General features: G+C 58.7%; 12 protein-coding genes and 7 pseudogenes. 6 read left to right on the top strand and 13 right to left on the bottom strand.

Translation table 11 applies throughout. The annotated features are described in order from the left end of the window. Nucleotides 1–153: 153 nt before the first annotated feature. The 5 genes and pseudogenes from ACTGJ9_RS29515 to ACTGJ9_RS29495 form a co-directional block, all read right to left on the bottom strand. Nucleotides 154–1,164, bottom strand: coding sequence for a helix-turn-helix transcriptional regulator (locus tag ACTGJ9_RS29515; protein WP_456673932.1), 1,011 nt, complete (start codon nt 1,162–1,164; stop codon nt 154–156). Nucleotides 1,165–1,542: 378 nt separating this feature from the next. Then, complete coding sequence (locus ACTGJ9_RS29510; RefSeq protein WP_456673931.1) at nt 1,543–3,750, bottom strand: molybdopterin cofactor-binding domain-containing protein; 2,208 nt, start codon at nt 3,748–3,750, stop codon at nt 1,543–1,545. A 3-nt stretch (nt 3,751–3,753) separates the two neighbouring features. Continuing rightward, nucleotides 3,754–4,209, bottom strand: a complete 456-nt coding sequence (locus ACTGJ9_RS29505) for a (2Fe-2S)-binding protein (RefSeq protein ID WP_456673930.1) — start codon at nt 4,207–4,209, stop codon at nt 3,754–3,756. 672 nt (nt 4,210–4,881) lie between these two features. After that, a pseudogene (locus ACTGJ9_RS29500) lies at nt 4,882–5,336 on the bottom strand (DUF3788 domain-containing protein). Nucleotides 5,337–5,750: 414 nt separating this feature from the next. Further along, nucleotides 5,751–6,194 carry a hypothetical protein gene (locus tag ACTGJ9_RS29495; protein WP_456673929.1) on the bottom strand — a complete coding sequence of 148 codons (444 nt, stop codon included), beginning with the start codon at nt 6,192–6,194 and terminating at the stop codon, nt 5,751–5,753. Nucleotides 6,195–7,128: 934 nt separating this feature from the next. Here ACTGJ9_RS29495 and ACTGJ9_RS29490 point away from each other — a divergent pair. After that, complete coding sequence (locus ACTGJ9_RS29490) at nt 7,129–8,166, top strand: methyltransferase domain-containing protein (protein ID WP_456673928.1); 1,038 nt, start codon at nt 7,129–7,131, stop codon at nt 8,164–8,166. A gap of 19 nt (nt 8,167–8,185) precedes the next feature. Here the strand turns inward: ACTGJ9_RS29490 and ACTGJ9_RS29485 are convergent. Next, a pseudogene (locus tag ACTGJ9_RS29485) lies at nt 8,186–8,373 on the bottom strand (NADP-dependent oxidoreductase); the annotation flags it as partial. Between the two features lie 45 nt (nt 8,374–8,418). After that, nucleotides 8,419–8,921 (bottom strand): annotated as a pseudogene (locus ACTGJ9_RS29480) (MDR/zinc-dependent alcohol dehydrogenase-like family protein); the annotation flags it as partial. A 68-nt stretch (nt 8,922–8,989) separates the two neighbouring features. Here ACTGJ9_RS29480 and tnpA point away from each other — a divergent pair. From tnpA to tnpC, 3 genes and pseudogenes are all read left to right on the top strand, one after another. Further along, nucleotides 8,990–9,390 (top strand): annotated as a pseudogene (tnpA, locus tag ACTGJ9_RS29475) (IS66-like element accessory protein TnpA). Nucleotides 9,391–9,407: 17 nt separating this feature from the next. Beyond that, nucleotides 9,408–9,734, top strand: coding sequence for an IS66 family insertion sequence element accessory protein TnpB (gene tnpB, locus ACTGJ9_RS29470; RefSeq protein WP_456678670.1), 327 nt, complete (start codon nt 9,408–9,410; stop codon nt 9,732–9,734). Nucleotides 9,735–9,780: 46 nt separating this feature from the next. After that, complete coding sequence (gene tnpC / locus ACTGJ9_RS29465; protein ID WP_456673927.1) at nt 9,781–11,454, top strand: IS66 family transposase; 1,674 nt, start codon at nt 9,781–9,783, stop codon at nt 11,452–11,454. Between the two features lie 77 nt (nt 11,455–11,531). On the opposite strand, the pseudogene ACTGJ9_RS29460 reads toward tnpC, so the two are convergent. From ACTGJ9_RS29460 to ACTGJ9_RS29435, 6 genes and pseudogenes are all read right to left on the bottom strand, one after another. Then, nucleotides 11,532–11,926, bottom strand: a pseudogene (locus ACTGJ9_RS29460) (alcohol dehydrogenase catalytic domain-containing protein); the annotation flags it as partial. Nucleotides 11,927–12,256: 330 nt separating this feature from the next. Beyond that, nucleotides 12,257–12,722: pseudogene (locus ACTGJ9_RS29455) on the bottom strand (HAD family hydrolase); the annotation flags it as partial. Next, nucleotides 12,713–13,600, bottom strand: coding sequence for an oxygen-dependent coproporphyrinogen oxidase (gene hemF, locus ACTGJ9_RS29450; RefSeq protein WP_456673926.1), 888 nt, complete (start codon nt 13,598–13,600; stop codon nt 12,713–12,715). The pseudogene ACTGJ9_RS29455 and the gene hemF, both read right to left, overlap by 10 nt. A gap of 116 nt (nt 13,601–13,716) precedes the next feature. Beyond that, nucleotides 13,717–13,836, bottom strand: a pseudogene (locus ACTGJ9_RS29445) (6-carboxytetrahydropterin synthase); the annotation flags it as partial. A 58-nt stretch (nt 13,837–13,894) separates the two neighbouring features. After that, the gene (locus ACTGJ9_RS29440; RefSeq protein WP_456673925.1) at nt 13,895–14,827 is read right to left on the bottom strand and encodes a LysR family transcriptional regulator; all 933 of its coding nucleotides are present in this window, start codon (nt 14,825–14,827) and stop codon (nt 13,895–13,897) included. 1,479 nt (nt 14,828–16,306) lie between these two features. Beyond that, the gene (locus ACTGJ9_RS29435) at nt 16,307–21,157 is read right to left on the bottom strand and encodes a trifunctional serine/threonine-protein kinase/ATP-binding protein/sensor histidine kinase (protein WP_456673924.1); all 4,851 of its coding nucleotides are present in this window, start codon (nt 21,155–21,157) and stop codon (nt 16,307–16,309) included. Nucleotides 21,158–22,425: 1,268 nt separating this feature from the next. Here ACTGJ9_RS29435 and ACTGJ9_RS29430 point away from each other — a divergent pair. Both ACTGJ9_RS29430 and ACTGJ9_RS29425 read left to right on the top strand, forming a co-directional pair. Continuing rightward, entirely contained in the window at nt 22,426–24,627 is a 2,202-nt protein-coding gene (locus ACTGJ9_RS29430) for a PAS domain-containing sensor histidine kinase (protein ID WP_456673923.1), read from the top strand. Next, nucleotides 24,624–25,355: a response regulator transcription factor gene (locus ACTGJ9_RS29425; protein WP_456673922.1), complete on the top strand. Its 732-nt coding sequence runs from the start codon at nt 24,624–24,626 to the stop codon at nt 25,353–25,355. The genes ACTGJ9_RS29430 and ACTGJ9_RS29425 overlap by 4 nt, the downstream gene beginning before the upstream one ends. Nucleotides 25,356–25,368 lie beyond the last annotated feature (13 nt).

Raw genomic sequence — 25,368 nt, 5'->3', positions numbered from 1 at the left:
TAGAGGATGGTCGCAGCGTGCATAGTGGCTGATGTCGTGGTTCGGAAGTCCAAGCATGGTCGGATACGCGCGCCGGGGTTACCGGCTGTATTCGCGACATCGACCATGTGGTCGGCCGGGTGAAACGGTTGGTCTCAATCTCGCTGTCCGTTCTCAGCTACTCTTCTGGGCTTTGGCCATCCGCCGATAGTCGCTCGGATCTCGGTTATACGCCTTTCGAAAAGCTCGCACGAAGCTTGAACGACTCTGGTACCCCGCATTATGAGCGATGACGTCGACCGATATCGTCGTTGTCACCAAGTCGACCGCGGCCTGGCGCATTCTCAAACCTCGCAAGATGGCCATCGGTGATTGTCCAAAGATGTCCGAGAATCGGGCCATGAACGCCGAGCGGCTCAATCCTGCACTGTGTGCCAAGCTTTGAACCGAATGGGTGGCTCCTGGGCGCGCCACCATATCCGCAAAAGCACGGGTGACCTGCCTGTCAGTGAGTATCGAGAATCGCTCAGTCCACCGTTGGGAGGACCTCAAGGACCGCCGCACCAATGCGACGACGATTTGCTTCAGCAGAGACGCTGTCATGGCTCCAACGCCTACCTCTTGCCGTAGCAGCTCGTCCATCGCCTCGCGAAGCTTCAGATCAATCTTGTCTGCCGGCTCGAACTGCTCGATCACCGGTTCGCGGAGTTCTCCGAATAGCCTCACAGAATGACCAAAGGATGCGTTGAAAAAACCGCATATCTGAACGATTTCGGGTCGCTCGTTCGGCATTGCCACGCGGAGAACGCCGTCTTGACGAGTCCAGCAGTCTCTCGAAATGAGCTTCGGTGGGCCACTTCCACCGTCGACCTCGATCGTGAACGGCGTTTTCGGCGGCACGATGATGAGCAAATGAGGGCTCAACGGCATCTCTGGTCCGCCGCTGATAGATATGCGTCCCACGCCACTCAAATTGTAGTGGATTCCGGGTGCGTCGATCATTCCCATCTCGACTCGATGACCGTGCGGCACCAGAAGCTCAGTCAGTGCGATGACGTCGATCTCGAGCGCCTGCACCAAGTTGTCGAGATCTGTCGTAGATAATTTGACAGTGGATCCCGCCGGCAGCGAAACGTTGTGCCCGATGAGAGCCTGCGTTGGGACAGCTTTTGAGGTGTTCCGCATGACTGTAGTGGCCCTTACTGCCCAGCTACCGATGCCGAAAGTGCTCCGAAGCCTGTTCTCCAAGATTAGCGAGGTCGTCGCCAAGCTCGTTCGTACCATTGAACTTTGTGTCTTGCCATCAATTCTGGCGACGTCTGGAGCCGAGGTTTATTACGCCTGAATGGACCGCGTCGTAGTTCGGTTCCCGGCCCACCTAGGGAGCACATGACAGCTTCGAAGCGGATCGACTTTGCGGCCCGAGACAGCGTCCTTCTGAGAAGCGGCTTGCTCTGAGCGGACAAGGCGTCCGATTCCATAGGCCTTTATCCGCGCGAGCCTTAGACCCGGGCCATCACCCCGTCCGCCGCGAGGCCGCGCGCGGGAGATGATGGGCAGGAACTAAGAGGACGACTTCAGCGAATTCGTATCGATTGGCAGTTTGCGCAGACGCTTTCCAGTCGCGGCGAAGATGGCGTTGGTCACAGCAGCACTCACAATGGCGGTTGGAGCTTCACCAACCCCACCTGGAGCTTCCGCGTTCTTAACCAAGTGCGTCTCCACGTGCGGCACCTCGTCTAGGCGCATGGGCAAATAGCTGTCGAAGTTGCTCTGCTCGACCCGTCCGTCCTTGAAAGTGATTGACCCATGGAGAGCGGCGGTCAGACCGAAGAGCGTTCCACCCTGAATCTGCGCTTCGATGGTGTCTGGATTGACGTACATGCCGCAGTCAATCGCACAGACGATCCGCTTGACTTTGACAGAGCCATCGGCCGCCACTTCGAGCTCGGCGACCTGCGATGTGTAACTTCCGTATGAGAATTGTACCGAAATTCCGCGCCCATGCCGCGACGGAAGGGGTGATCCCCATCCCGCTTTGTCCGCCGCAAGCGACAGAACAGCAAGCGCTCGCGGATTGTGCCCAAGCAATCCCCTGCGATAAGCGACGGGATCCTGCTTCGCGGCGTGAGCGAGCTCATCAATGAAGCTTTCGACGACGAAAACGTTGTGAGTCGGTCCGACGCCGCGCCACCAAGACGTCCGGACACCGGGGTGCTCGACCCGGACAAAGTCGACGTGGATGTTGGGCAGCGCATAGGGCGGCTCAGCCGCCCCTTCTACGGCATCGGGATCCAGTCCATCCTTGAAGTAAGGAGGATAATAGCGAGCCATGACCGAGGAGCCGGCGATCCGATGCGTCCAGGCAACCGGCTTGCCGGCTGCATCAAGTCCGGCCGACAGCCGGTCGACATAGTAGGGCCGATACATATCGTGCTGGATGTCCTCCTCGCGGCTCCAGGTCACCTTCACCGGGCCATCGACGTGCTTGGCGATCTTGACGGCTAGTATCGTGCCATCGGGCTCCAGCCTTCGGCCGAACCCACCGCCAATCAGATGATTGTGAATCTTGATCGCATCTATTGGCAGACGGGTGAGTTCGGCCACCTGAGACTGCGTGATCGTGGGCGCCTGTGTGCCGACCCAAATTTCGCAACGATCCTTTTGCAGATGAACCGTACAATTCATCGGCTCCATCGCCGCATGGGCCAGGAAAGGCACCTGATACATGGCGTCGACCCGTTGCGCCGCCTCAGCAAGTGCCTTCCCTACATTACCCACGTCACGAGCAACCGCACCCGGGCTTTTGGATTCCTCCTGCAACTGCCTTACGATGTCGGCGCTGCTGACCTTGCCGTTCGGCCCGTCGTCCCAGGCAATGGCGGCGGCCTCGAGCCCCTTCTTCGCTGCACCCATGTGATCCGCCACCACGGCGACAGCTTCATCGATATTGACCACCTGTCGGACGTCCTTCACGGCCAACGCGGCCTTCTCATTCACTCTTGTCGCTTTGCCCCCCAGCACAGGCGAAATGGCAACCGCTGCAACCTTCATACCCGGCAGTCGCGCATCAATGCCGAAGAGGGCGCGCCCATCCACCTTTATTGCCGCATCCAGGCGCTTGGCACGCGTGCCGATCAGGTTGAACTCCTTCGGATCCTTCAATTTGACGGTTGCTGCAGCCGGCACTGGCAATTTCGCCGCGGCCGTCGCAAGTCCGCCGTAACTCAGATGCTTCGAGCCAGATGCATCGAACACGATGCCGTCCTTGGCGCGGCAAGTTGCCGGATCGACATTCCAGCGCTTTGCAGCTGCCGCGATCAGCAGATTGCGACCCACTGCCCCTGCCTGACGTAAGGGTGTCCAAAAGGCGCGGACTGAGGCGGAACCGCCGGTATTTTGGATCCCTATGATCGAGTTGGCGTAAAGCGCATGATTTGGCGGCGCATGCTGAACCTGAACCTGGTCAAGCCTCACTGCCAGTTCTTCAGCGAGAAGCATCGAGAGGGACGTGTAAACGCCTTGTCCCATCTCGATCATCGGAATGACCAGAGTCACGGCGCCAGTTGGATTGATCCGTATGAATCCATTCGGCGCGAAAGTACCCGTGATCTCGTTTTCCGTTACATGCGAAGCAAGCGCCGCGAATACGGGCTCCGTGCACGCACCGGTCACAGCAAAACCGAGCAGCAGACCCGTTCCCTGGAAAAAAGTGCGCCGAGACATGGCCGTTTCACCTTCGGTCCGGCTCGTTAAAACAGGGCTATCCATGGTTCACACTCCCGCTGCTAGCTGTATCGCGGTCCGGATGCGCTGGTAGGTACCGCAACGGCAGACATTTCCCGACATCGCCGAGTCGATATCCGCATCGCTAGGTTTAGGAGTCTCTTTCAGCAATGCCGCCGCCGACATGATCTGGCCGGACTGGCAGTAGCCGCACTGCGCTACCTCCAGATCCAACCACGCCTTCTGCAAGGCCGCCCCTTGCGGCGTGCGGCTAATCGCCTCGATGGTGGTAACCGCGCTGTCGCCGATACTATCGACCGACGTCTGACAGGAGCGGGCCGGTTTGCCGTCGATATGCACGGTGCAGGCGCCGCACAATGCTTTGCCGCAGCCAAACTTGGTCCCGGTCATGCCGAGCACATCGCGCAACACCCATAGCAACGGGCTGTCGCCGTCGACATCGACCTCATGGCGCGAGCCGTTGATCTTTAATGTGAAAGCCATGAATGCCTCTAGAGCGCCTAGGGGGTGAGCCATGAGCCAATGCGACCTCACTCATGAATCCGCGAAGCTCACGCATTGATCGCAACCCCGGACGACGCTTTCCAATAACCGGCATGTATAGTTTTCATAGCAGCGGGGAATGCCGCCGACCGGCTAGCTAAGAAGGCGATTGACGCAGCCAACGTCCGCTTCGGGTCCGCCGCGCGCCTAAGACCTCTTGCTGGATGGCGGAGTGGGGGAGTGGGGGAGAACGAAAGCTTCTGGCGTTCGCTCGCGAGATGTTGCTTGGACTCGGCATCTACTTGGTCGATCAGGCTACGGAAGGCCTGATGTCAAAGGGCTGCGGATGAAATTAGGCGATTATGACTACCCGGGCCGCCGGCGGCGCATGCGCCGCTCTGGGCGACCAGAACCTGCATCTTGTTCGTAGAATCTGCGCGCTCGCGCTGACGGACACTGGTCGTATAGGGCAGATCGTAACGACACTCCTGGCCGAGCATATTGACAGGTAGCTGGTGGGCTGGAACAACTCTCCAGACGATAACGCATCGTGCAACGACGTCTTGAGAGTTGAGGGCCGAATGGCCGGTCGGCACCGTCCGAGACTTGCCAGATTTTTACTCAGTATCCAGGTCGGCGACTTTGCTGCGAAACTTAGCACTTCCGCGACATTCAACCGCGCAACCGGGGAGGGCGCTTCATTGTCAAAAGCTTGGTCACATCCTGTCGGTCTTCCGCGGATGAAATTGCAATTGTCAGGAATTTACCATCCGGGTATGTTTGGCCTTTATCGTAAAGCTTGATCAGCTGCGAGCGCCAGATATTGCGGCGCTCCTCAAATTTGTCTCGTTCTGCTCCCCCAACACCACCACGGCCGAAAACCGCCTGTATTCCGGCAGGAAGGTGCAAAAGGCCCTTGTTTTCTTGTAGCGTAAGGACCAGCCGCGCTTCTTGCCGCTATAGAGCCATTCCGGCGCGAAGACACCGGGGTAAAATTTCTCAATCCAGTTCTGGAGAGAGGCCCAATGCTTGAACGCGCCCGGTCCGATCCAGTCCCGAACAGTGCTATCATCGGGTGATGTTGAGTTGTCAGTGATCCTGTCACCGATTTGGGGGCGCTGTTCCATGCGGGTTTCCTTCAATTGTTTCATGACCGGTTCGAGACTTGGCGGCCGACCTTGATCTCGGACGAAAAAATGTGTCGGCTCTGTTTCCAATGTTGCGCAAGTTCTGTCATGGACCTCTCCACCATTGGGGCCAGGCGAGTTGCCTGTCAAAGCTGATATCTGCCGCGCGGATTTGCGGACACCAAAAATGGACGTCCGGTCGTTCGTCGGGGCAGGACCGTACTGGCATCTGAGCCTAGCCTTTTGCGGTGATGCTCTTGCGCGGCAGAACATGATAAAGCACACCACGCTGAAGAGTCTGCGCGGTTCCGGAACATCAATGTCAACATCCGCCCGGACGAGTTGGCCCTCGAAAGGCTGGGCCCGTGATGTTGCCGGCCGAACTTGCGTCTTTCGCCAACGATCAGCACATCCTCATTTTGAAACAGCAGTGCGGTGCGGAGCCGCGGCTCGGGGGTCGAAGGTGTTCATCGAGACGGCGAAGAGGGTCCCTACCATGGTCCGTGCCACCAACTGTGGTGCGGTGATGCACGATCTGAACGCGGTCGAAGCCGCGGGACACGCTCGATGGACCGGCCGTTGCTGCGAAAATGCGCGAGTTGCCGGTGAGCGATCGTTGTCACGCAGGCCAGTGCCGGCCTTGTAGCTGAGCACCGGTGCAGCATCGAGCAGCCGCGCCACTTCCTCCGCGCTCAGCGTCACCGGCATCCCGCGCGACTGTTGGATGAAGTGCGTGTGTTCGACGATATGGTTACGCCGCAGCTTGGTCTTGAAGAAGAACCGCAATGTCGAGACACTCTGGTTGATGGTCAGGACGCCGACAGCGATCGATGCCAGATGGAGCTGATAGCGGCGCACCTGCTCGAAGGTGGCCAGATCTGACGATCATCCGAGGAAGCTGCGAATGTTTGGCCCGTTGAAGGTGGTCATGTCGGGTGTTTGGGCGCGAACTTGCTTATCGTCATGTGCTTGATCATGCGCAGGCCGGCGCAGCGGGCCCACTGCATCCGTGGTCAAGGGCGGCTCCTGGTTGTGAAGCTTGCGAATCCCTCATCTCAAGACAGCAGGCTTCGCTGCGCTATGCTCTTAGCCCTGCCGCCGGCCCTCGTGCCCTACTGCGCGAGAGTGCGGAACTGGTCGGCTTTAGGAGCGAACGCCATGGACCTTGGTATCGTTCGATGACGACTTTGGATGCCCGACGATTTCCTACGTTCAATTGAACCGCTGATCACGACCGTCTAGGCTCCGTCCGTCGTAAAAACGCAAAGGCTCATGAAGTGCGACGGTGAAAAACGCGGTCGATTGACGCACGGTAAAGGGTGCGGCGCTCAAAGCAGCTCGCTCCCGCCTTCCGATGGAATACGCCCCCCCGTCGGAAGGTTAAGGGCGGTGAAGTCCCCCAGCTTCACCGCCTACTTTTTCCACTCGATCGAGAGTACCAGAAGGAAGCCACAAATGCCCAACTGCTCTCCGAGCCTCAGATCTGGCAGAGCTGCGCGATGCGCAGTTTGTGACGGCAAGTTTGGTCTCGTCCGGCACTACTCGTGGCGAACCCCCCTTTGCTCCAAGAAGTGCGTCGACCGCTTCAGAACTCAAAGTGATCGAAATTGGGTGGCCTGGCTCCAAATAGCGTTCGAGCGGCTGCCGGAGAACAGCAGTAGGGGCGGCTCACGGTCAGAGTGACGCTAATCACCTAGCCCGGAAATTAGCCTCTAACAGCATGCGGCACTGCTGTGATCTGATACTTGCAACCGCATTCATAGAGTTTCTGCAGCTGTCACAGGAGCGCACCTTGAATATCGCTTTAACATCTCAGCTGCTAACGGGCGTCATTGTCGTGTCGTTCGTGGCATATAACTTGTTTCATTACGTACTGTTTGTTTTGGTGACCCGACCGAAGGACGCGAGTAAGATCGGCCACCAGCTGAATGAATTCGAGCAGCGGCAACTGATCGAGTGGACACCAAGGCCGGACGATTTTCTCAAACATGACGACGAAACGCGCACATACGATGACGTGTTCGGCACGTATCGCGACGAAGAATCAAACTACAGCACGTGTGTGTTCCCCCGATTGGCGTTTTCGCACCCTTACGAGGCCGAATATGCACTATTGAAGCCCAGAGACGGGATGCGAATCTTGGATCTAGGCTGCGGCTCCGGCGCGGCAGCCGAATACCTCGCCAGACGGAGCAATATCGAAGTTGTGTGCGTGACCAATTCGTCTGTGCAGGCAGAGATCTGCCGGCGCAAATTTAAGAGACTTGGAGGGCGTGGACAGGTGATAGTGACCGACTTCGACAGCCTCGATCTCCCGAATGAACACTTTGATGCCATCTATGCGCTAGAGTCGATTGGCTACACCAAAGACCTGGACGCGTGGCTAGCTAGGTGCTGGCGGATGCTCAAGCCGGGAGGACGGTTGCTGATCCATTCGCCGGGGTCGCTGGATCATTGTCGCCGTACCAAGGATTACCTGAGTGTCACCGCCTTCTTCGAGAATTGGCGTTACAATTTTGTCGGGGCCAATCTTCTCGTGTACAAGATGCGCCGACTTGGCTTCGGTCCAATTCGCTATCGGCGACTACCATTCTTGGCCTGGGGACTAACCTGGAACTTCATTCAACACATGCTCTTGTGGAAGTACCGGCTAAAGATGCGCACATTCGTGGAACTGGAGCGCATTATTTGGCGCACGTCGAAGGTGTTTGTGTTCGGCAACCCGTACAACACGGTGCTGGCCACCAAACCCGAGGCACCATCTTGCTCCCAAACTCATATGTTTGGAGCAGTGGCTGACTTGCCGAAACTGAGCTCCGTGCGTCAATAGTGGCTTCATGCTCTCTAGGGATTGACGGTGTGCGGCACAATCGCGGCGATCGGTCCCAGGTCGAGACCGACGACAGCTCAGTCGGAACGAATTCCCACGCATGAACCTGACCGACGACGTTGTTTATTGCCGCCCACCGCTCGCGCCGCTCCTCCAGTCTCTTCCTGGCTGTCCCGCAGCCTGATCCGTCACAACGATCGCCTTCACGATAATGTCTCCTGGGTCATTCGTCTCGCATGCATGGTGTGTCGCTCATGGGCGTACGCGGATGATGGTCTTTCCCTTGCGTTGCTGGGTCCGGTTCAAGTCGGCGACGCATGATCGAGGGTCAAGACGATGCCGATGTTCGTCCGCACTCGACTGTCCCGCACCCGCTGAACGATCTCAGTCAGTTGGGCACGATCGGACTCGACGACGAAATCGACGCGGGCCGTGCCTCCGCCGGGCCGGCGATGGTCTCCAAAATGCGTCCGGTGCGATTCGGGGCTGCAGAGCGCTTCCCGGTGGGGCCACCGAAGACGTCGACGACCAGATCGACTGTGCCGACGTCTCTCAGGCGTCGTTCTCGAGGTCAATGAACTCTTGTGCGCCGAAGTCGAGCGCCGCCTGACGGTCGGAGGTGTGTCCTGTGCCACGACGTAGGCGCCGGCCGCGCGCGCGAGTTGGGTCACCATCGAACCGACCACGCCGGCCGCGCCGTGCGCGAGGACGCTCTACCCCGCCCCGAGAGGACCGTGCTCGAACGGTGCCTGCCACCAGTCAAGCGTATTCGTCCGAGGACGGCCGTCTTGCGGGTTTTTCCGACCTGTAGCTGACTGTCAGTATGGATATCCTTACTGACAGTCGCCAAGTGAGCCGCCTTGAGATTGTGGAGACTGGTCGGCGTCGGCGCTGGTCGGAAGCGGAGAAACTCCGAATTGTCGAGGAAAGTTTTTCGGCGCCACGGATGGTGTCGGCGACAGCACGGCACCATGGGGTTGCGAAACAGCTTCTGTTTTCATGGCGTAAGGCCTATCGCGAAGGACAGCTTGGCGGCAGTCAGGCCGATGGATTTGTGCCAGCCCAGATTGTGCCGGAGATCCAGTCGACGACGCCTGCGACCGCGCCGGCGATGACGGGCACTTTGAGATCGTGACCGCGAATGGCCGACGCGTGATCGTGGACCACAACGTCGATGTCGCGGTTTTGCTACGGATCATGCGAGGGCTGGAGACACTACGTTGATCCCGCTCCCGACGGGCGTGCGAGTGTGGCTGGCGACGGGCCATACGGACATGCGGTGTGGCTTTCCGAGCCTGGCTCTGCGCGTGCAGGAAGTGCTCAAGCACGATGCTATGGGCGGTGGTCTTTTCTGCTTCAGGGGCAAACGCGGCGATCTTTTGAAGGTGATTTGGCACGATGGCCAGGAGCATGCCTTTTTACAAAAAAGGCTCGAGAGAGGAAGGTTCATCTGGCCATCGGTAGCCGGTGAACCGGTGATGATCTCGCCGGCGCAGCTCTCCTATCTGCTGTCCGGGATCGACTGGCGCAACCCTCAAGAAACCCAGCGTCCGACGCGAGTGGGATAACCGTTTTACGGTTTGAATCTGCGGCTCGATCTGATTCAATGGCTTCATGATATCGAAGCCGGACGATCTTCCATCGGACCTTGTCAGTGCCCTGGCGGCGCTGCAGGCCGAACGTGAGGCGCGACAGAAAGCCGAGGCGAAGGCCGCCAACTGGCAGGCGCAAGCCGCGAATGCGCAGGCGAAACTGTCGGATACCGAGGCGCTGATCGCGCATCTCGAGCTGCGGATCGAGAAGCTCAAACGCGAACTGCACGGGCAACGATCCGAGCGCTCGGCACGTCTGATCGAACAATTGGAATTGGAGCTCGAAGAACTCGCCACCACGGCGAGCGAGGATGAGCTTGCGGCTCAAGCCGCGGCGGCGAAGACGCAGAACGTCCGTCCCTTCGTGCGCAAGCGACCGGTGCGCAAGCCGTGGCCGGACGATATCGAACACGAGCGCGTCGTCATCGAGGCACCAACGACCTGTGCCTGCTGTGGTGGATCGCGGCTGGCGAAGGTCGGCGAAGATGTGACCAAGACGCTGGAGGAGATCCCGCGCCGCTTCAAGGTCATTGAGACGGTGCGCGAGAAGTTCACCTGCCGCGATTGCGAGAAGATCAGCCAGCCACCGGCGCCGTTCCATGCCACGCCGCGCGGCTTCATCGGCCCACAATTGCTGGCGACCATCCTGTTCGACAAGTTCGGCATGCATATCCCGCTCAATCGCCAGAGCGCGCGCTTCAAGTGCGAGGGGATCGAGCTGTCGTTATCGACGCTGGCCGACCAGGTCGGCCACGGGACCTTCGCCGTCATGCCGCTGTTCCACTTGATCGAACGCCATGTGCTCGCCGCCGAACGCCTTCATGGCGATGACACCACCATCCGTATCCTGGCGAAGGGCAAGTGCAGGACTGGCCGGATCTGGACATATGTGCGGGATGACCGGCCGTTCGCCGGGCCTGCGCCGCCTGCGGCGGTCTATTACGCCTCAAGCGACCGACGAGGCGAGCATCCGCAGAGACATCTGGCCGCCTTCGCCGGCATCCTGCAGGCCGATTGCTATAGCGGCTTCGAGCCGCTGTTCGACCCGCAGAAGAAGGCGCTGCCGATTACACCGGCATTTTGCCTGGCCCATGCGCGGCGGGGCTTCTTCGAGCTGGCTGATATCGAGAAAAATGCTCGGGAAGGCAAGAAGGGCAAACCGGTCTCCCCGATCGCGCTGGAGGCGGTCAGGCGCCTCGACGCTCTGTTCGAGATCGAGCGCGCCGTCAATGGCCTTAGCGGCGACGAGCGGCGCGCCGTGCGCCAGGAGAAGAGCAAGCCGCTTCTCGACGACATGCATTCCTGGTTGCTCCGCGAGCGCGAAACCCTCTCGCGCTCTGCCGAGGTTCTGAAGCCCATGAATTACATGCTCAGGCGCTGGGACGGCTTCGCCGGCTTCCTCGACGATGGCAGGATCTGCTTGACCAATAATTGCGCTGAGCGCGCCCTGAGAGGCATCGCATTGGGAAGGCGGAACTGGACCTTCGCCGGTAGCGAGCGTGGTGCCGACCGTGCCGCCATCATGCTGACGATGATCACGACCTGCCGCCTCAACGAAGTCGATCCAAAGGCTTGGCTCGCCGACGTCTTGGCCCGTATCGCCGATCATCCCGCATCGCGTCTGCACGAGCTGCTGCCCTGGGAATGGAAGCTCCTGCGTCAGGTCGACAAGGCCGCCGATCAGCAGGCTGCCTGACCTTCACCAAACGCCATCATAGCTCTCGCTGTGTTCGCGCGCATGCGCCAACCAGGCGGCCTTCGTCGTATGCGTACAGTCAAGCCCGGCATCGGCGGGCTTGCGCCCACCGTGAAGCCGACGCCGCCAGGCAGCGGCGAGAGGCTGCGCGCCTCGACCGCCACGTACTCGGCCAGGATGCCGCCGCGAGTCCAGTCCGTGAGTCCGAACACTCGCTGTCCTACCGACAGCCCCGTCGTTCCATAGGCAAGGGCAGTGACCACTCCGGCCAGCTCGTGCCGAGGGATCGATGGTGTTCGGTCACGATCGAGGCGGTCGGTCAGGTCGGGGGCTAGCTCAGTTCATCCCAGGTGAATCCCGACGCGTGAACCTGAACGACGACGTCGTTTATCGCCGCGCGCGGCTCGGGTCTCGCCGCCAGCTTCATCCCGATCTTTTCCGCAGCCTGTTCCGTTACCACTATCGCCTTCATCATTTAGCTCCCCATGTGTGGGATGTGGCCATTTTTCGTTTCTGTGCAGATGGGTGAAAATGGAGTGACGAAAAATGATCGTCAAACGAACAGCGGCTAAGGAATCGATGCAAACGAGTTGACGTGCAACAATCAACAGTGCGGAAAAAGCATCTGCTTCTCACGCGATAGGGCCGGCCCTCATAATGAGGATCGCTCGCTCGCACCCTGGTTTGGAAGTGACTTCCACGGCTGGCCTGTCTGTTGACTTCGCCATTTGATCTCTGAGATGCATATTGTCTTCATGCTCGGGCGCGGAATAATCCGCGGAATGCTGGTGTGGCGCTAAGAGTCCAAACGCTCGACCTTTGCGCGCTGGTTGTCGGCGGCGCCGTTGGTCACCAGCGCGAGCTTGACGCCGAGCGCCTTCAGCCGGTCGATGGCATCATGCGCGCCGGGGAAGACGAACATCTCCTCTTCGCGATAGCTGGTGAAGCGATCGGCCAGGCGCATCGCAGATCGTCGGGCGGGGCGCGGTGGCCGGCCGCGGCGAGCGCGGCAAAGCCGCCCTTGACCGTCAGATGCCGGGCTTCGGCAAGCTTCAGCCGCCATGAGGCGTCCGCATTGGCCCAGAAGTTTCGTGCGAATGCCAGCACGACCGTGGCGACCTCGTGCGGCGGCAGCGGCGCGAGCTCGTCGGCGAACTCGTTGGCGATCGTGTTCCAGGCGATCTCGGGCCGGCCATAGGCCGACAGGATGGTGTCGTCCATGTCGATCAGCATGGCGCGGGGAGCGGCTTGATCGCGCTCATGGCCATTTCACCTCCGGCGGCAGCGATGACAGGATCGAGTCGACATTGCCGCCGGTCTTGAGTCCGAAAATCGTGCCGCGGTCATAGAGCAGGTTGAACTCGACATAGCGTCCGCGCCGGACCAGCTGCTCCTCGCGATCCTCCGCGGTCCAGGCGGTTGCGAAATTGCGCCGCACGATGTCAGGATAGGTCTTCAGGAAGGCGCGACCGACGTCCTGGGTGAAAGCGAGATCGGCGTCCCAATCACCGCTGTCGTGCCAGTCGTAGAAGATGCCGCCGACGCCGCGCGCCTCTTTCCGGTGCGGCAGATAGAAATACTCGTCGCACCATGTCTTGTACTTGTCGTAATCGGCAACGCCGTTCGGTCCGCTGCAGGCTTGCTTCATCGTGGCGTGGAAGGCGATGGTGTCGGCGTCGTCCTGCGTGCGCCGACGATCGAGCACCGGCGTGAGGTCGGCGGCGCCGCCGAACCAGGCCTTGGTGGTGACGACGAAGCGCGTGTTCATGTGCACGGCCGGCACGTGCGGATTGCGTAAGTGAGCGATCAGCGAGATGCCGGAGGCCCAGAACCGCGGATCGTCCGCCGCGCCCGGGATCTGCGCGCGAAACTCGGGCGCGAATTCGCCGTGCACGGTCGAGCAATGCACGCCGACCTTCTCGAACAGGCGGCCGTACATCATCGACATCACGCCGCCGCCCCCGGCCGCGCCGGTATGATCGGTACGCTGCCACGGCGTGCGTTCGAAGCGGCCGGCCTCGCCGGGATGGAGGCTTTGCGGCGCCTCATCCTCCAGCCGCTCGAAGCTCGCGCAGATGTCGTCGCGCAAGGATCTGAACCAGGCCCGGGCGCGGGCTTTGCGATCTTCGATGATTGAAACGTCCATATCCAAATCCTAAAACGCATCTCGTAGGGTGGGCAAAGGCCCCTTGCGCCGTGCCCACCATCTTCATCGTCGTCTTGAATGGTGGGCACGCTTTCGCTTTGCCCACCCTGCGCGATCTATCCCTGCGGACCGTAATAGGTGCAGCTCTCGTTGCAACTGTCGCGGTGAATGCTGACGCGGGTGAGCTTGCCGATATGCTGTAGCCGCTCCCAGACAAAGCGTGAGAGGTTTTCCAGGTCGTAAAGAGGTTAGCGGTACTCGCTCGTATGCCGAACCTCGCAGCCGGCTGGGTAATCACGCCGCATCCGAGGATGCGACTGCCGAGCCCCGCGTTTTGTCCAGTGCGCTCGTCCAGTCGCGAAAACGAGCAACCTTGATAAAGGCGTCAAGCGCCGGCGAATACTGCCTCCCGGCCACGGCCAAAAGCTGCACCTCACGCCGGACGGGGTCGCCCTCGATTGGGATAGCGGCTAGCGACGGCAGCGTGGGAGCATGGTCCGGCGCCAGGATGGCCCCTAAACCGGCGGATGCCATTTGCTGAAGGTGCCTTTCCTGATCGCTCCTGTGCACAACTTTCGGGCCGGGATGGTCGGCAAAACACGCTTCCTTGAATCGGCCTGCGACGTCGCATCCGACCCTTTCGAGAAATACCAGCTCGTGAAGGTTTTGAAGCGGGATAACTGTTTGACTCGCCATCGGATGTTTCCGAGACAAGACGAGCACGTACCGCTCCTCGAAGAGCCGCCAGCGGTTGATGCGCTCAGGTATCTCCACGGCGTCGCCGACGAGTGCGGCATTGATCTTACCATCCAAAAGCATCGCAACGAGCCCGTTGGCGTCGGCCTCGCGCAGATCGACTCGAAGATCAGGGATGATCCTGGCGAGCTCCAAGAGCAATTCCGTAATGAGTGCGGCGGAGATTGATGGCGCCAGGCCGATCTTCAGCGGAGCGATTGTCTTCTTTTTATAGCCTCGCGCTTGAAGCCGTACCGACTCCGTCGCGGCAAATATTTCCTCGAGCGTTGGCAAAATCATCTTTCCTAACTCGGTGAGCTGGGTGAGGTGACGTTCACGGTGGATCAACGCGCCACCGAGTTCTTGCTCCAGCTTGTGTATCGCCTTTGTCAGCGCCGGCTGGGTCACATTGCATTGCTCCGCAGCCCGCGTAAAATTGAGCGTCCTTGCCAGGGCTAAGAAATATCGCACCTGATGAAACTGCAGCTGCATACTCATACTCGAAAGAGTTGCGGTAGTTCGGACCATTCCGGTTCGTTGCCGGGGCGGAGAGGGGCGATAGTCAAGTGGTTTGTCGCGGAGCCTCCCAGGAAACAGATATTGTGCGCCGGCTCGGCATTATCGACCCGCGTCTTGCGGAACGTTTCCTCACCGACACTGCTTTGAACTAACGTCGCGGACCAAGACATCAGCTTTTGGGCGTCCCAAACACACGTCCAATCGTAAAAACGTTGCATTGCCTCGCTCCGATCACGATGTACTGGTGCGACCTTGAATTCGCCGTCATTGGAGTCATCGCCTGTTTAGTCAGCTAAAGGTTGAATATGTCACTCGGGAGCGTGAACGCGCAGCCTAGCCACTAGAACTTTCCGGGGCCGGCCGAATGGTCGCAGGATCGTGGATGGTTTCTCCGCATTCCTCACACTTGTCATCACATCGACCAGGATGCCGTTTCAAATCGAGATCGATGACCTGACAGCAGAAGAGAGTGAGTATCGTGGAGGGTCCATGGCATGGGGAAAACGTCAATCCTTGCAAGGGAACTACAGTTCGGCGAAGCGTAGAGAATATGCAGCTCCATTAAACCCTGCCGATCAGATGGTCAGATAACCATGGTGCACCACAAGTCACCAGTCGCGCGGATCAGAGCATCGACTTGCGCCTGCGCGGTGCGCGTCGTATCCATGTGCCCATCGCTTGCAAAGCGACCAAGCTGCGGAGTGACTTGTCCAGCGGGGCATACAACAGGCCTCACAAGTCGCCCTTCTTGGCATTGGCAATATCGCGGCCGGTGTAGTTCCTCCGACCCTAACTTTGGCGGTGTCAGCTTTTGGCTCATGTTGATTAAAGTTGCGGTGGCCCCACCCATGAGTGTCGACATAGCGCTGGTACACGTGACGGTCACATCGTCGTCATTAGTCGCTGTGAACATCGCGGGCATCATTGTTCTCCTTGACGCTGCTAAGCCTGATGCTCTTGCGGACTACAGATAGAGCAGGCTGATCGCTGCGTGAAGCGCAGTTCTTGTTACGACGTTCTCATTCTTGCGGTTTGTTGAGTCCGTATTTGATGGCGCTGGCGCCTGTTGCGTGCCCAAAAGTCAGAGGTCTGGACATCAGCTCGACCCAAATCGGCACGAACAATCCGCCGTGGTATAGAGGTGGGTATCGGTCGCGCTATTCGGGCCGCGCGAGCGCCCGGTAAGCTGAGGTGCGACACGCCGCTGATATTCATAATCAAGTAGCGTACTTTGCACTCTTCGCTTGCCAAATAGAACTTGTTCCGGCGTTGACCGGACCTTGCGAATGACCGCGCACGAGGCTGGCAACGGCCACGGTGGTCAGAATTTAGATGACGCGCGTCAATGCTTCCGATCACCGCTCCCCTCGGCGAGCGATGATCGGCATTTCTCTAAGTTCGTGACAACGGTAGCGATCCGGTCCGTTGTAGACTCGCTGCAAACCGTTCAATTCACGGGGCCTGATTTGACCGTCTGGGCAGCGTGAATTGAAACGTCGCGCCTCGAGGTTCAGTGGCGGTGGCCCACAGTCGTCCCCCATGCGCTTCAATGATGGTGCGGCAGATCGATAGGCCCATCCCCAAGCCGCCGGGCTTTGTCGTGTTGAAGGCGTCAAAGATCTGTTCGAGACCCAGTGAACTCAGACCTGGCCCCGAATCCCGCAGTACTACCAGCACGCCGTCGGGCTCGCCCTTACCAGTGGTGATCACCAGTTCTCGCGGATCCCCACTGATCGAGCTCAATGCTTCGACGGCGTTGATGATCAGGTTCATTATGACTTGTTGCAGCTGGACCCGATCTCCTTGAATGAGCGGCAAGCCGTCCCCGAGGTGTGAATGCAGCGAAATGCCATTCTTCACGACTTCGCCGCGGGTCAGGGCGATCACCTCGAGCATTGCTTCGTTGATGTCCACGTCTTCTTTTCGTAGAGGTGCTTTTTTGAAAAGCGCTCGTATCCGGCCGACAACCTCGCTGACGCGTTTGCCGTTTGCAAAGATCCGGTTGAGAGCCTCGCGAGCTTTCTCCAGATCTGCTGGTTCTTTGCTCAGCCAGTGCAACGCCGCCGAGGCATTGTTGAGCGTCGCCCCGATCGGCTGGTTGACTTCATGGGCGATCGAAGCCGAGAGCTGCCCCATTGTTGCAACGCGATTCGCGTGCACGAGCTCCATCTGCACCTCACTGTAACGCCGCTCGCTTTCACGAATTTCCTCCTCCGCTCGCTTGCGCTCAGTTAAGTCTACCACGAAGGCCGCGCCTTGGTCCGATCGCTCGCCGAACGTCGCTGCCCCGACCAGCACCGGCACGCGGCCGCCGCTTTTCAGGAAGTACTCCTTCTCGTAGGGTTGCGTGGTTCCGGTTGCCTCCAGCTGGGCTAGTCGTCGGTCGTCGGCATCGCTCCATTCCGTGGGTGTCAGATCCCGCCAGCGCAGTCGACCGGAGACGAGATCGTCGCGGCTGTATCCGACGATGCGGAGAAACGCTTCGTTGGCATCGATGATCCTACCGTCAACATCCCAGACGAAGATGCCGATGATGTTGGCATCCACTAGCCGTCGGATTCTGGCCTCCCGCTCAGCTAGCTCGCGATACAGGCTGGCGTTCTCTATTGAGATAGCGGCCTGGGAAGCGAGCAGCGTGAGGACTACCATTCGAGCAGGAGTAAACGCGGCAGTCGTAAGGTTGTTCTCCAAGTACAGCAGGCCAATCAACCTGGTCTGTTTCAGTATCGGCAGGCACAGCACTGAGCGTGAGCGACGGTCGCGAATATAGTCATCCGCCGAAAACAAGTTCTGACTGGACGCATCGTGCAGGAGAACGCTTTTTTTTGTGCGAAGCACGTATTGAAACACCGAGTTTGGTAGATCTGCGCTTGTGACGCGGGCCTGTTTCAGGACCACGGTCACCTTGTCACTGCGGGCCGTGGCTTCTGCTTCAATTTGATATTTGTCGGCCCGCGGAAGAATCAAGAGACCTCGATCCGCGCCCGCGTGTTCGATTGCCGAACTCATGAGCGTGTTCATTAACTTCTCGAAAACGATCTCGCCTGACACCGCTTCCGAAACTCTGATTACGGTAGCCAAATCGAGTTGCTCGAAGGGTGTCACTATGGTCGGCGTGGAATTTCGGACCGACTCGTCCACTTTGAGGTGCGGATAAAGTTCCTCGAGTTGGCGAACCTTTCCGTCGGCTCCCCAGCGCTGATAGCAGGCCCGCGCGGCCCGCAACAAGGTTTCCGCGATCTTCTCGTAATCGCGCTCTACGTAGAAACGCCCGGCAATCTCGTTGGCAATTGCCTGGATGTGCACGAACCCGTATTTGTGAGCCTCGCGGATCGCCTTGTCGTACAGCTCCTGAGCGTTCAGTGTTCGGCCCTCCATGCGGGCGATCTCGGCGCCGACCAAGGCGGCGCGGTCTTCGAAGGTTTCGGGGTTGACCTCCGCCCACGCATGGAGTTGCCGGTGGTGCTCGAGCACAGATGCGAAATGCGTCGGTCTCTGCTCCGGTGGGGCGTGATCCCACATCGCCGCATGCGCCAGCGCGGCATAGAGGCGATACTCCGCTGACTCGAACGTTGCCGCCGACGTCCAAAGCAGGGGTTCCGCGTGCAGCGATGCATCGAGCGCGGCCGCAAGTTCTCCGGCGAAAAAATGCGCCTGCAGCTTTCGCGTCCAGTAATAGAACTCCGCCAGCACCAAATCGGGGCTGTTGGCCAAGCGGCGTTCGGTATCGAGTTGGCTATATCCCTCATGATCCAGGCAGCCGAACGTTTCAGTCAGCCCGCGCAAGGTGCGGATCAAACCAAGTTGTGCTCCGCAGCGCTCGATGAGCGGACCGAAACGCACCCGCCTCGCAAATGCCAGGCCCTTCTCGCATTCCTCTTGCACTTCCGCGAGTGGATCCCCGGCAGCGAGGCCAACCGTGACGGTCAGCAGCTCGCACTCGGCTGTCAGATACTCGATCGAGAAGATAAGCCGGTAATTGCGTTCCCAAGTCTCTTCTGTAAGAAGGGCGCGGCCGGCCCTCAGATAGATGAGAGCCGAGTCGTATGCTGTCGAGAGTTTCGCGCGCCGACCAGCTATCAGGTTCAATTCTGCGACGCGCTCGCGATCCTCGACAAGGTTGATAAGATGGGAGCCACGGTTAAGTTGATTGGCAATATCAAATATCGCCTCCTCACGTCTTTCTGCGGGCGTATGCTCGGCGAGGAGCATTCCAATCCGCAGGTGAGTCTCCGCACGAAGCTCCGCCGGGATAAGCGAGTAGGCGGCTTCCTGCACGCGGTCGTGCAGGAAGCCGTAGTAATTGTCCGTGCGGAAGATCAGGCCCGATCGCACCGCTTCCCAGAGATGGTCGTGCATGTCCTCGACGGAGCCCTGATACCCAATCCGCAGCATCTCGAACTCTGCACTGTTGCCCATGCATGCGAACTGCTGCAGTACCCTCTGGGTTTCCGGCGAAAGGCGCTTTAACTTGTCGACCATCAGCTCTACGACGTTGTCTGTGAAGCCTTTGGCACGAATGCGGGGCAGGTCCCATACCCAACGGCGCGCGCGATAATCGAATGTCAGCAGGCGATCGTCCGCCAGAGTAGAAATGAACTGGATTGCAAAGAACGGGTTGCCCGTGGTCTTTTCATAAATCAAGTCTGCCAGTGGGGCGGCGGGCTCCATCTGGCAGTGAAGGGAGTCCACAAGCAGCTTACCTAGATCGTCGCGACTGAGTGGTGTGAGAACGATTTCCTGCACTGCGGCTCCGGCCTGACGGATCGCCTGAACCCTACGTACCAGCGGATGGTTGGCATTGACCTCGTTGGTCCGATACGCACCGATGAGCAATAAATGCTGCAAATCGTTGCGTGTTAACAGATCTTCGAGGAGGTCGAATGTGGCGACGTCCAGCCATTGCATGTCATCGAGGAAGAGCGCAAGCGGATGTTCAGGTCGCGCAAACACGCCAATGAACCGTCGAAGGACGGTCTGAAAACGTCTCTGCGCTTCCCGCGGCGGCAATTCCGGCACTGGCGGCTGGTCGCCAATGACGTGCCGCAATTCCGGGACAAAATCGATGAGGAGCAGTCCGTTCGGACCCACCGCCTCGCGAATTGCGCCTTGCCATTTGCGGAGGTCTTCCTCGTTGTGGCTGAGGAGCGGCCGGACAAGGCTCTGAAACGCATGTGCCAGCGAGGCGTGCGGAATATCCCGCTTGTGCTGGTCGGATTTGCCCGACGCGAACAAGCCGCGTGGCGGCACGAGTGGTTTTTGGAGCTCATTAACGACTGCCGATTTACCGATGCCGGAGTATCCGGAGACCAGCACCAGTTCGGCTCGGCCACCGCTAACAATGCGGTCGAAGGCGGTCAGCAGAGTGCCAACTTCGCGGTCCCTCCCATATAGCTTCTCGGGGATGATGAGGCGATCCGGGGTGTCGCAAGCGCCAGGAGTGAAGTCATCGATCGACCCGTGGGACTCCCATTGGGATAGGCAGCGCCGAAGATCGCTCTCAACTCCCACCGCTGTCTGATATCTCTCCTCCGCCGTCTTGGAGAGCAACTTCATCGTGATCGCGGAGACCGAGACCGGTACGGTTCCCACCCGCGCTCTCGGTGGGGCGGGTTGTTTCGCGATATGACAGTGCACCCATTCCATCGGTTCGGAGGCCGTGAATGGAAGACTCCCGGTCAGCATTTCGTAAAAAGTCACTCCAAGCGAGTAAAGGTCGCTCCGATAATCGATCGAACGATTCATTCGTCCCGTCTGCTCGGGTGCCATGTAGGCGAGCGTTCCTGCGATGAACTCGGGAGGATCCGGCGACTGGCGCTCGCGCGGAAGTTGGGACGCAATCCCGAATCCGGTGAGCCATGCGTTACCGGTGCCGTCGACGAGGACATTCGAAGGCTTGATATCGCGATGTATGAGGCCCTGCTGATGGACTTGACCCAGTGCTCTTGCCAACCCAATAGCGATGTTCAGGAAGCGAGTCAGATCTAGCGGTTGCCCATCGTCACGCTCAAGAATCCAATCCAGCGGCTGACCGCCGGGATCCTTGAGCAAGAGGATCGTCCGCCCTTCGTGACGAAGAATGGCCAGAGGCTTGGCAGCCCACGCCTCATCGAGTTCGGCTGCGAACGAGTATTCGTGCATGAGCCGCCTGATACTCTGAGGCGACGGCTGTTCAAAGAGTGCGACCGCTAGGACTGGCAAAGCGTCGTCGTGCTTTCGGCCGCGGTAAAGGGTAAACTCCGCGCTTTCGCGCAGGGGCACCAGCACGTACCCCGAGAGGTGACATTCTTGTTGCCACGGCATCACGACCTCGGAACATTGATTTGGGCAGGACGCTAAAAGGATGTCAACAGGGAAGAAACATCAATGGCCGCGGGGCCGTAGAGTTGGTTCAAGCTTTCTAACGAACTGGAACTTTCTAACGAGCTGAAAAGGGTCTCTTCATCGACGGGATTGCCCGAGAGTTAGGTCCGTCTTATGAGCAAATGCCCGGCTGAAGTTAATCCGTCTGCCTTGGGGACAACTGCGCAGCGGGTTGGCGGAAGCCACCGCACTTGCCTGGTGAGCAGGAGTACCGCTGCGGGACAGAACTCCGATTCTTGAATTGTGGCTTGTCGGCCATATTCCGGCATACCCTCAGCCGCGCCTCCCGCAACTTGTTGAATCTGCAATTGGAGACCTACTTGGTTTAGTGTTTCAAAAACAGTTGGCTTGAAGAACAACCGCGCTTACGGGCATGCTTCACGCTCCGTCTACGTCACGCGCTATCCATCGTCCTCGTCCGTCATCTTGGTATCGGAGATTTGGCGGCCAGTCTCCGCGAAGCACGCTTCTCAGGAGTTGGAGAGTTCCCGCAAGCATTCCGGCGTGACTCGTCTGAACGGTTGGTTACCGAACTGCGGCGATCAGCTCAGGGAACGAATTTCTGAGGCAAGATGCGATAACATGAAGCCGGCCCTCTGATTATCTATTTGCCATTGCCTCAAAGAGCGGATGGAGCTGTTTCACAGGCTCAGCCGGTGGCGAGGTCGTGTCCCCGGTGGTGGTGTAGCTCGATACAGCAAAGCCGCCCGTCCGCGGGAAATCCCAACGAGACCGCCGGAATCGCGTGACGAGACCTGAAGGGCGCGGCGATGGAAGCATCTGCGCTTGCGGGGCCTCGCATTCTGTGCCCCACCGCGGCGCAGCCTGCGCCAATAGCTACCAGTTCGAATGGGACTGGCATCCCAGCGAGACTGCTGCAGATTGGCCAAATATCGGTTCCATGAGATAGGAATAGGCGAGCAACTGGCGCATCCCGTATCGACTTTCCAGCGGTTATATGTAGGCTTTCGGCAGTTTGATCCGGCGCTTCAATTCATCTTGATGGGCGATCTGTTATGATCCATCGCTGCCGTTTAAGGGCAATGCCCGCAACAAGGACCTTCGGATTTGCGCCTGCTCCTCGCCAGGTTCATGGTAGGTCGCACGGGACAGAGCCGACGCGCCGAAAAGAGATTAGTATGTAACTCGAGTGCAAGCGTGACGGCAAAATAGCTCTGCGCGGATACTGGACACGAGATCAGCTACAAATGACTCGTTTGAAGTCCAAGTCGAAGAAGAAAACGCGGACGGTAATCGGACGCGCAAATGCAACGCGCCAACGGGCGCGACCTTCCAAGAAGATTGCTGTCGATGATCGCCACGTCGGTTCCTCGAAACCGAGCGGAATTGGGCAGGGTCAAGGGCAGCCTCGGGACAAAGGCAGTTTAACGCTCGAGCAGATCCGCAGCGTAAAGAAGAACATTATGGCTCAGCGACGAGCCCAACGCCGTCGCATGGGCGAGGTTAAAACCGCTTCGGAAGCCCTTTCGTACGAAATAGACCAGTATAAGCAAGTTCTGGATCGATCGCGGTTGCAACTCGAGGTCTTGCATAAATTGCCCGCGGTCGCGTGGACAGTTACGCGGTATGGCAGTTGCGACTTTGTCAATCAATTCTATCTGGATGCGACCGGCCTATCGGCGGATTATTGCACGGCGCCGCTAAAAACGTGGAGAAAGAGTCCAAGCGATCTTCCGCCCTTTCTTTCCGCTTTGCATCCGGACCATAAGGAACGTGTGTCCCACATATTTTGGAACGGTGTCCGATCTGGCGGAGGCTGGACCTTTGAGGCACCGTTTCGCTATGCAGACGGTTCCTATCGTTGGCACTTTGATCGTGCGGTCCCGGTGCGAGACGCCCGGGGCAAGGTACTCCGGTTCGTCGGCTCTAGTTCGGATATTCAGGAGTTGAGGTCGGAGCGGGACGCGCTCGTGGATAGGGAGAGACGGCTTCTCGCAATCATCGATGGTAGCCCCAACCCGATCTTTCTTAAGGACCCTGATGGTCGCTTTTTGCTGGTCAACAGCGAATTTGAAAAGATCACCGGTGTCTTCCGCAATCAAATTATTGGTAAAACCGAGGATGACCTATCTAAATTGCGCGGAGCGGGCGCATTTCGAACGAACGATCAAGAAGTGCCTCGGTCGGGCGAAGTGATGCTCGAGGAGCTTGCGACGACCGATATAGGTCCGCGCTGGGGCGCAGTTCAGAAGTTCCCAATCGTCGATGCGGACGGTCGAATCTATGCGACCGCCCACATCACGACGGAGGTCACACTACGGAAAAGCGCGGAGGAACACCTTCGTCTGGCCGAGGACCAAACGCGGTTGATCTTGGATTCCTCTCTCGACGCTGTCATCACGATTGACGCGCGTGATATAATTACGGGCTGGAGCAAAAGCGCCGAACACATGTTTGGATGGTCCTGCGAGGAAGCGGTCGGCAAGCGAATCGTGGATACGATTATCCCCATGCAGTATCGCGAGGCTCATTCGCGAGGGTGTGAGCATTTTCTCGCAACCGGCGAAGGCCCGATACTAAACAGACGCATCGACATAACGGCGCTCCACAGCGCTGGACATGAATTCCCCGTCGAACTGACTGTCACTGCTATTCGGCTGGAAACCTGGCACTTCACCGCCTTTGTGCGCGACTTGACAGATCAGAGACGAGTGGAGGAGGCGCTACGCGGAGCGCGGGAAGAGCTGACCCGGGTGACCCGTCTTACCGCGATGGCGCAGCTGTCTGCGTCCATCGCTCACGAGATCAACCAACCTCTGACGGCCATTGCAGCCAATAGCGATACGTGCCTCCACTGGTTGAGCACGGAGGAGCCGGATCTCACCAAAGCGAGGGCGGCTGCCCAGCGGTTGGCCAAGGACGCGCGACGCGCGAGCGAAATAATCGCCCGCATTAAGGCGTTGATGAACAAAACCCCGGTTGGAAAGGCCCCGCTCGATATTATTGAGGCGATTCGTGATGTCATGAAGCTAACGCAAGAGGAATTTCGCAAGCACCGTATAACGACGCTTGCTGATCTGCACGAGTCGGTTCCGCGGATCAATGGCGACCGCGTCCAATTGGAGCAAGTCATTCTGAATCTCGTATTGAACAGCATCGAATCAATGATGCTTGTGAAGGATCGTCCAAGGACCCTTTCGATAAGGTCTCGGGTGCTGGATGACAGAATGGTTGAGATCTCATTCCACGACACCGGCGTTGGAGTCGATTCCACGGTGATCGATCGCCTCTTCGACGCGTTCTTCACGACAAAACACAACGGAACGGGTATGGGCTTGGCAATTTGTCGTTCGATAATCGAAGCGCACGATGGACAGATTTCGGTGACCCCAGGTGCTCCATTTGGAGCAGTTTTCCAATTCAGCTTACCCATTGCAGATGCACCATGAACGAGAGTGACCAGCCCGTCGTTGCCGTCATAGACGATGACGAATTCGTCCGCGAAAGTTTGGGTGCCCTTCTGGAGACGATCTCAGTGAAGGTCGCGCTCTTCAAGTCAGTTGAGGCGTTTTTGGGCGCCAACCCTCCGGTACTACCGAGCTGCATCGTTCTGGATGTGAGACTTCCAGGCGCAAGCGGCTTCGAGTTGCAAAAACAACTAGTCGCGGCTCACGTCGATACGCCTATTGTTTTCATTACCGGCCATGGCGATATCGCGATGTCAGTGCGGGCCATGAAAGCAGGTGCAATAGAGTTCCTATCAAAGCCTTTCCGGGAGCAAGAGCTACTCGATGCGGTACGCCAAGGGATCGAACGCGACCGTGAGCTCGCCGCGCAAGGACGCGCTCGGGCGCAAATCCACGAGCGATTTGCGCGCCTGACCGATCGCGAAAAGGAAATCATGACTTTGCTTGCAAAGGGGCGCGTAGGCAAGCAGATTGCCGGCCAACTTGGCGTCAGCGAAGTAACTGTCCGCGTTCATCGTAGCCAAATTATGCAAAAAATGGACGCGCGCTCGCTGGCGGATTTGGTACGAATTGCGGATCGGCTCAAGGCGGATGACGAAAACCCCGCGGACCCGGTCGCTGAAGACCCTTACGATGGACTGACTCGCATGAGCCGCACGGCGAAGCACGTCACAGGGAAACAGAAGGGGCGCGGCGATATAACGAAGTGACTCTTTGACCATC

Source organism: Bradyrhizobium sp. RDM12, from assembly GCF_051917485.1.
Classification (GTDB): Bacteria; Pseudomonadota; Alphaproteobacteria; order Rhizobiales; family Xanthobacteraceae; genus Bradyrhizobium.
The sequence above is the reverse complement of the archived record's forward strand: the minus strand, read 5'-3'. Positions and strand labels throughout refer to the sequence as shown.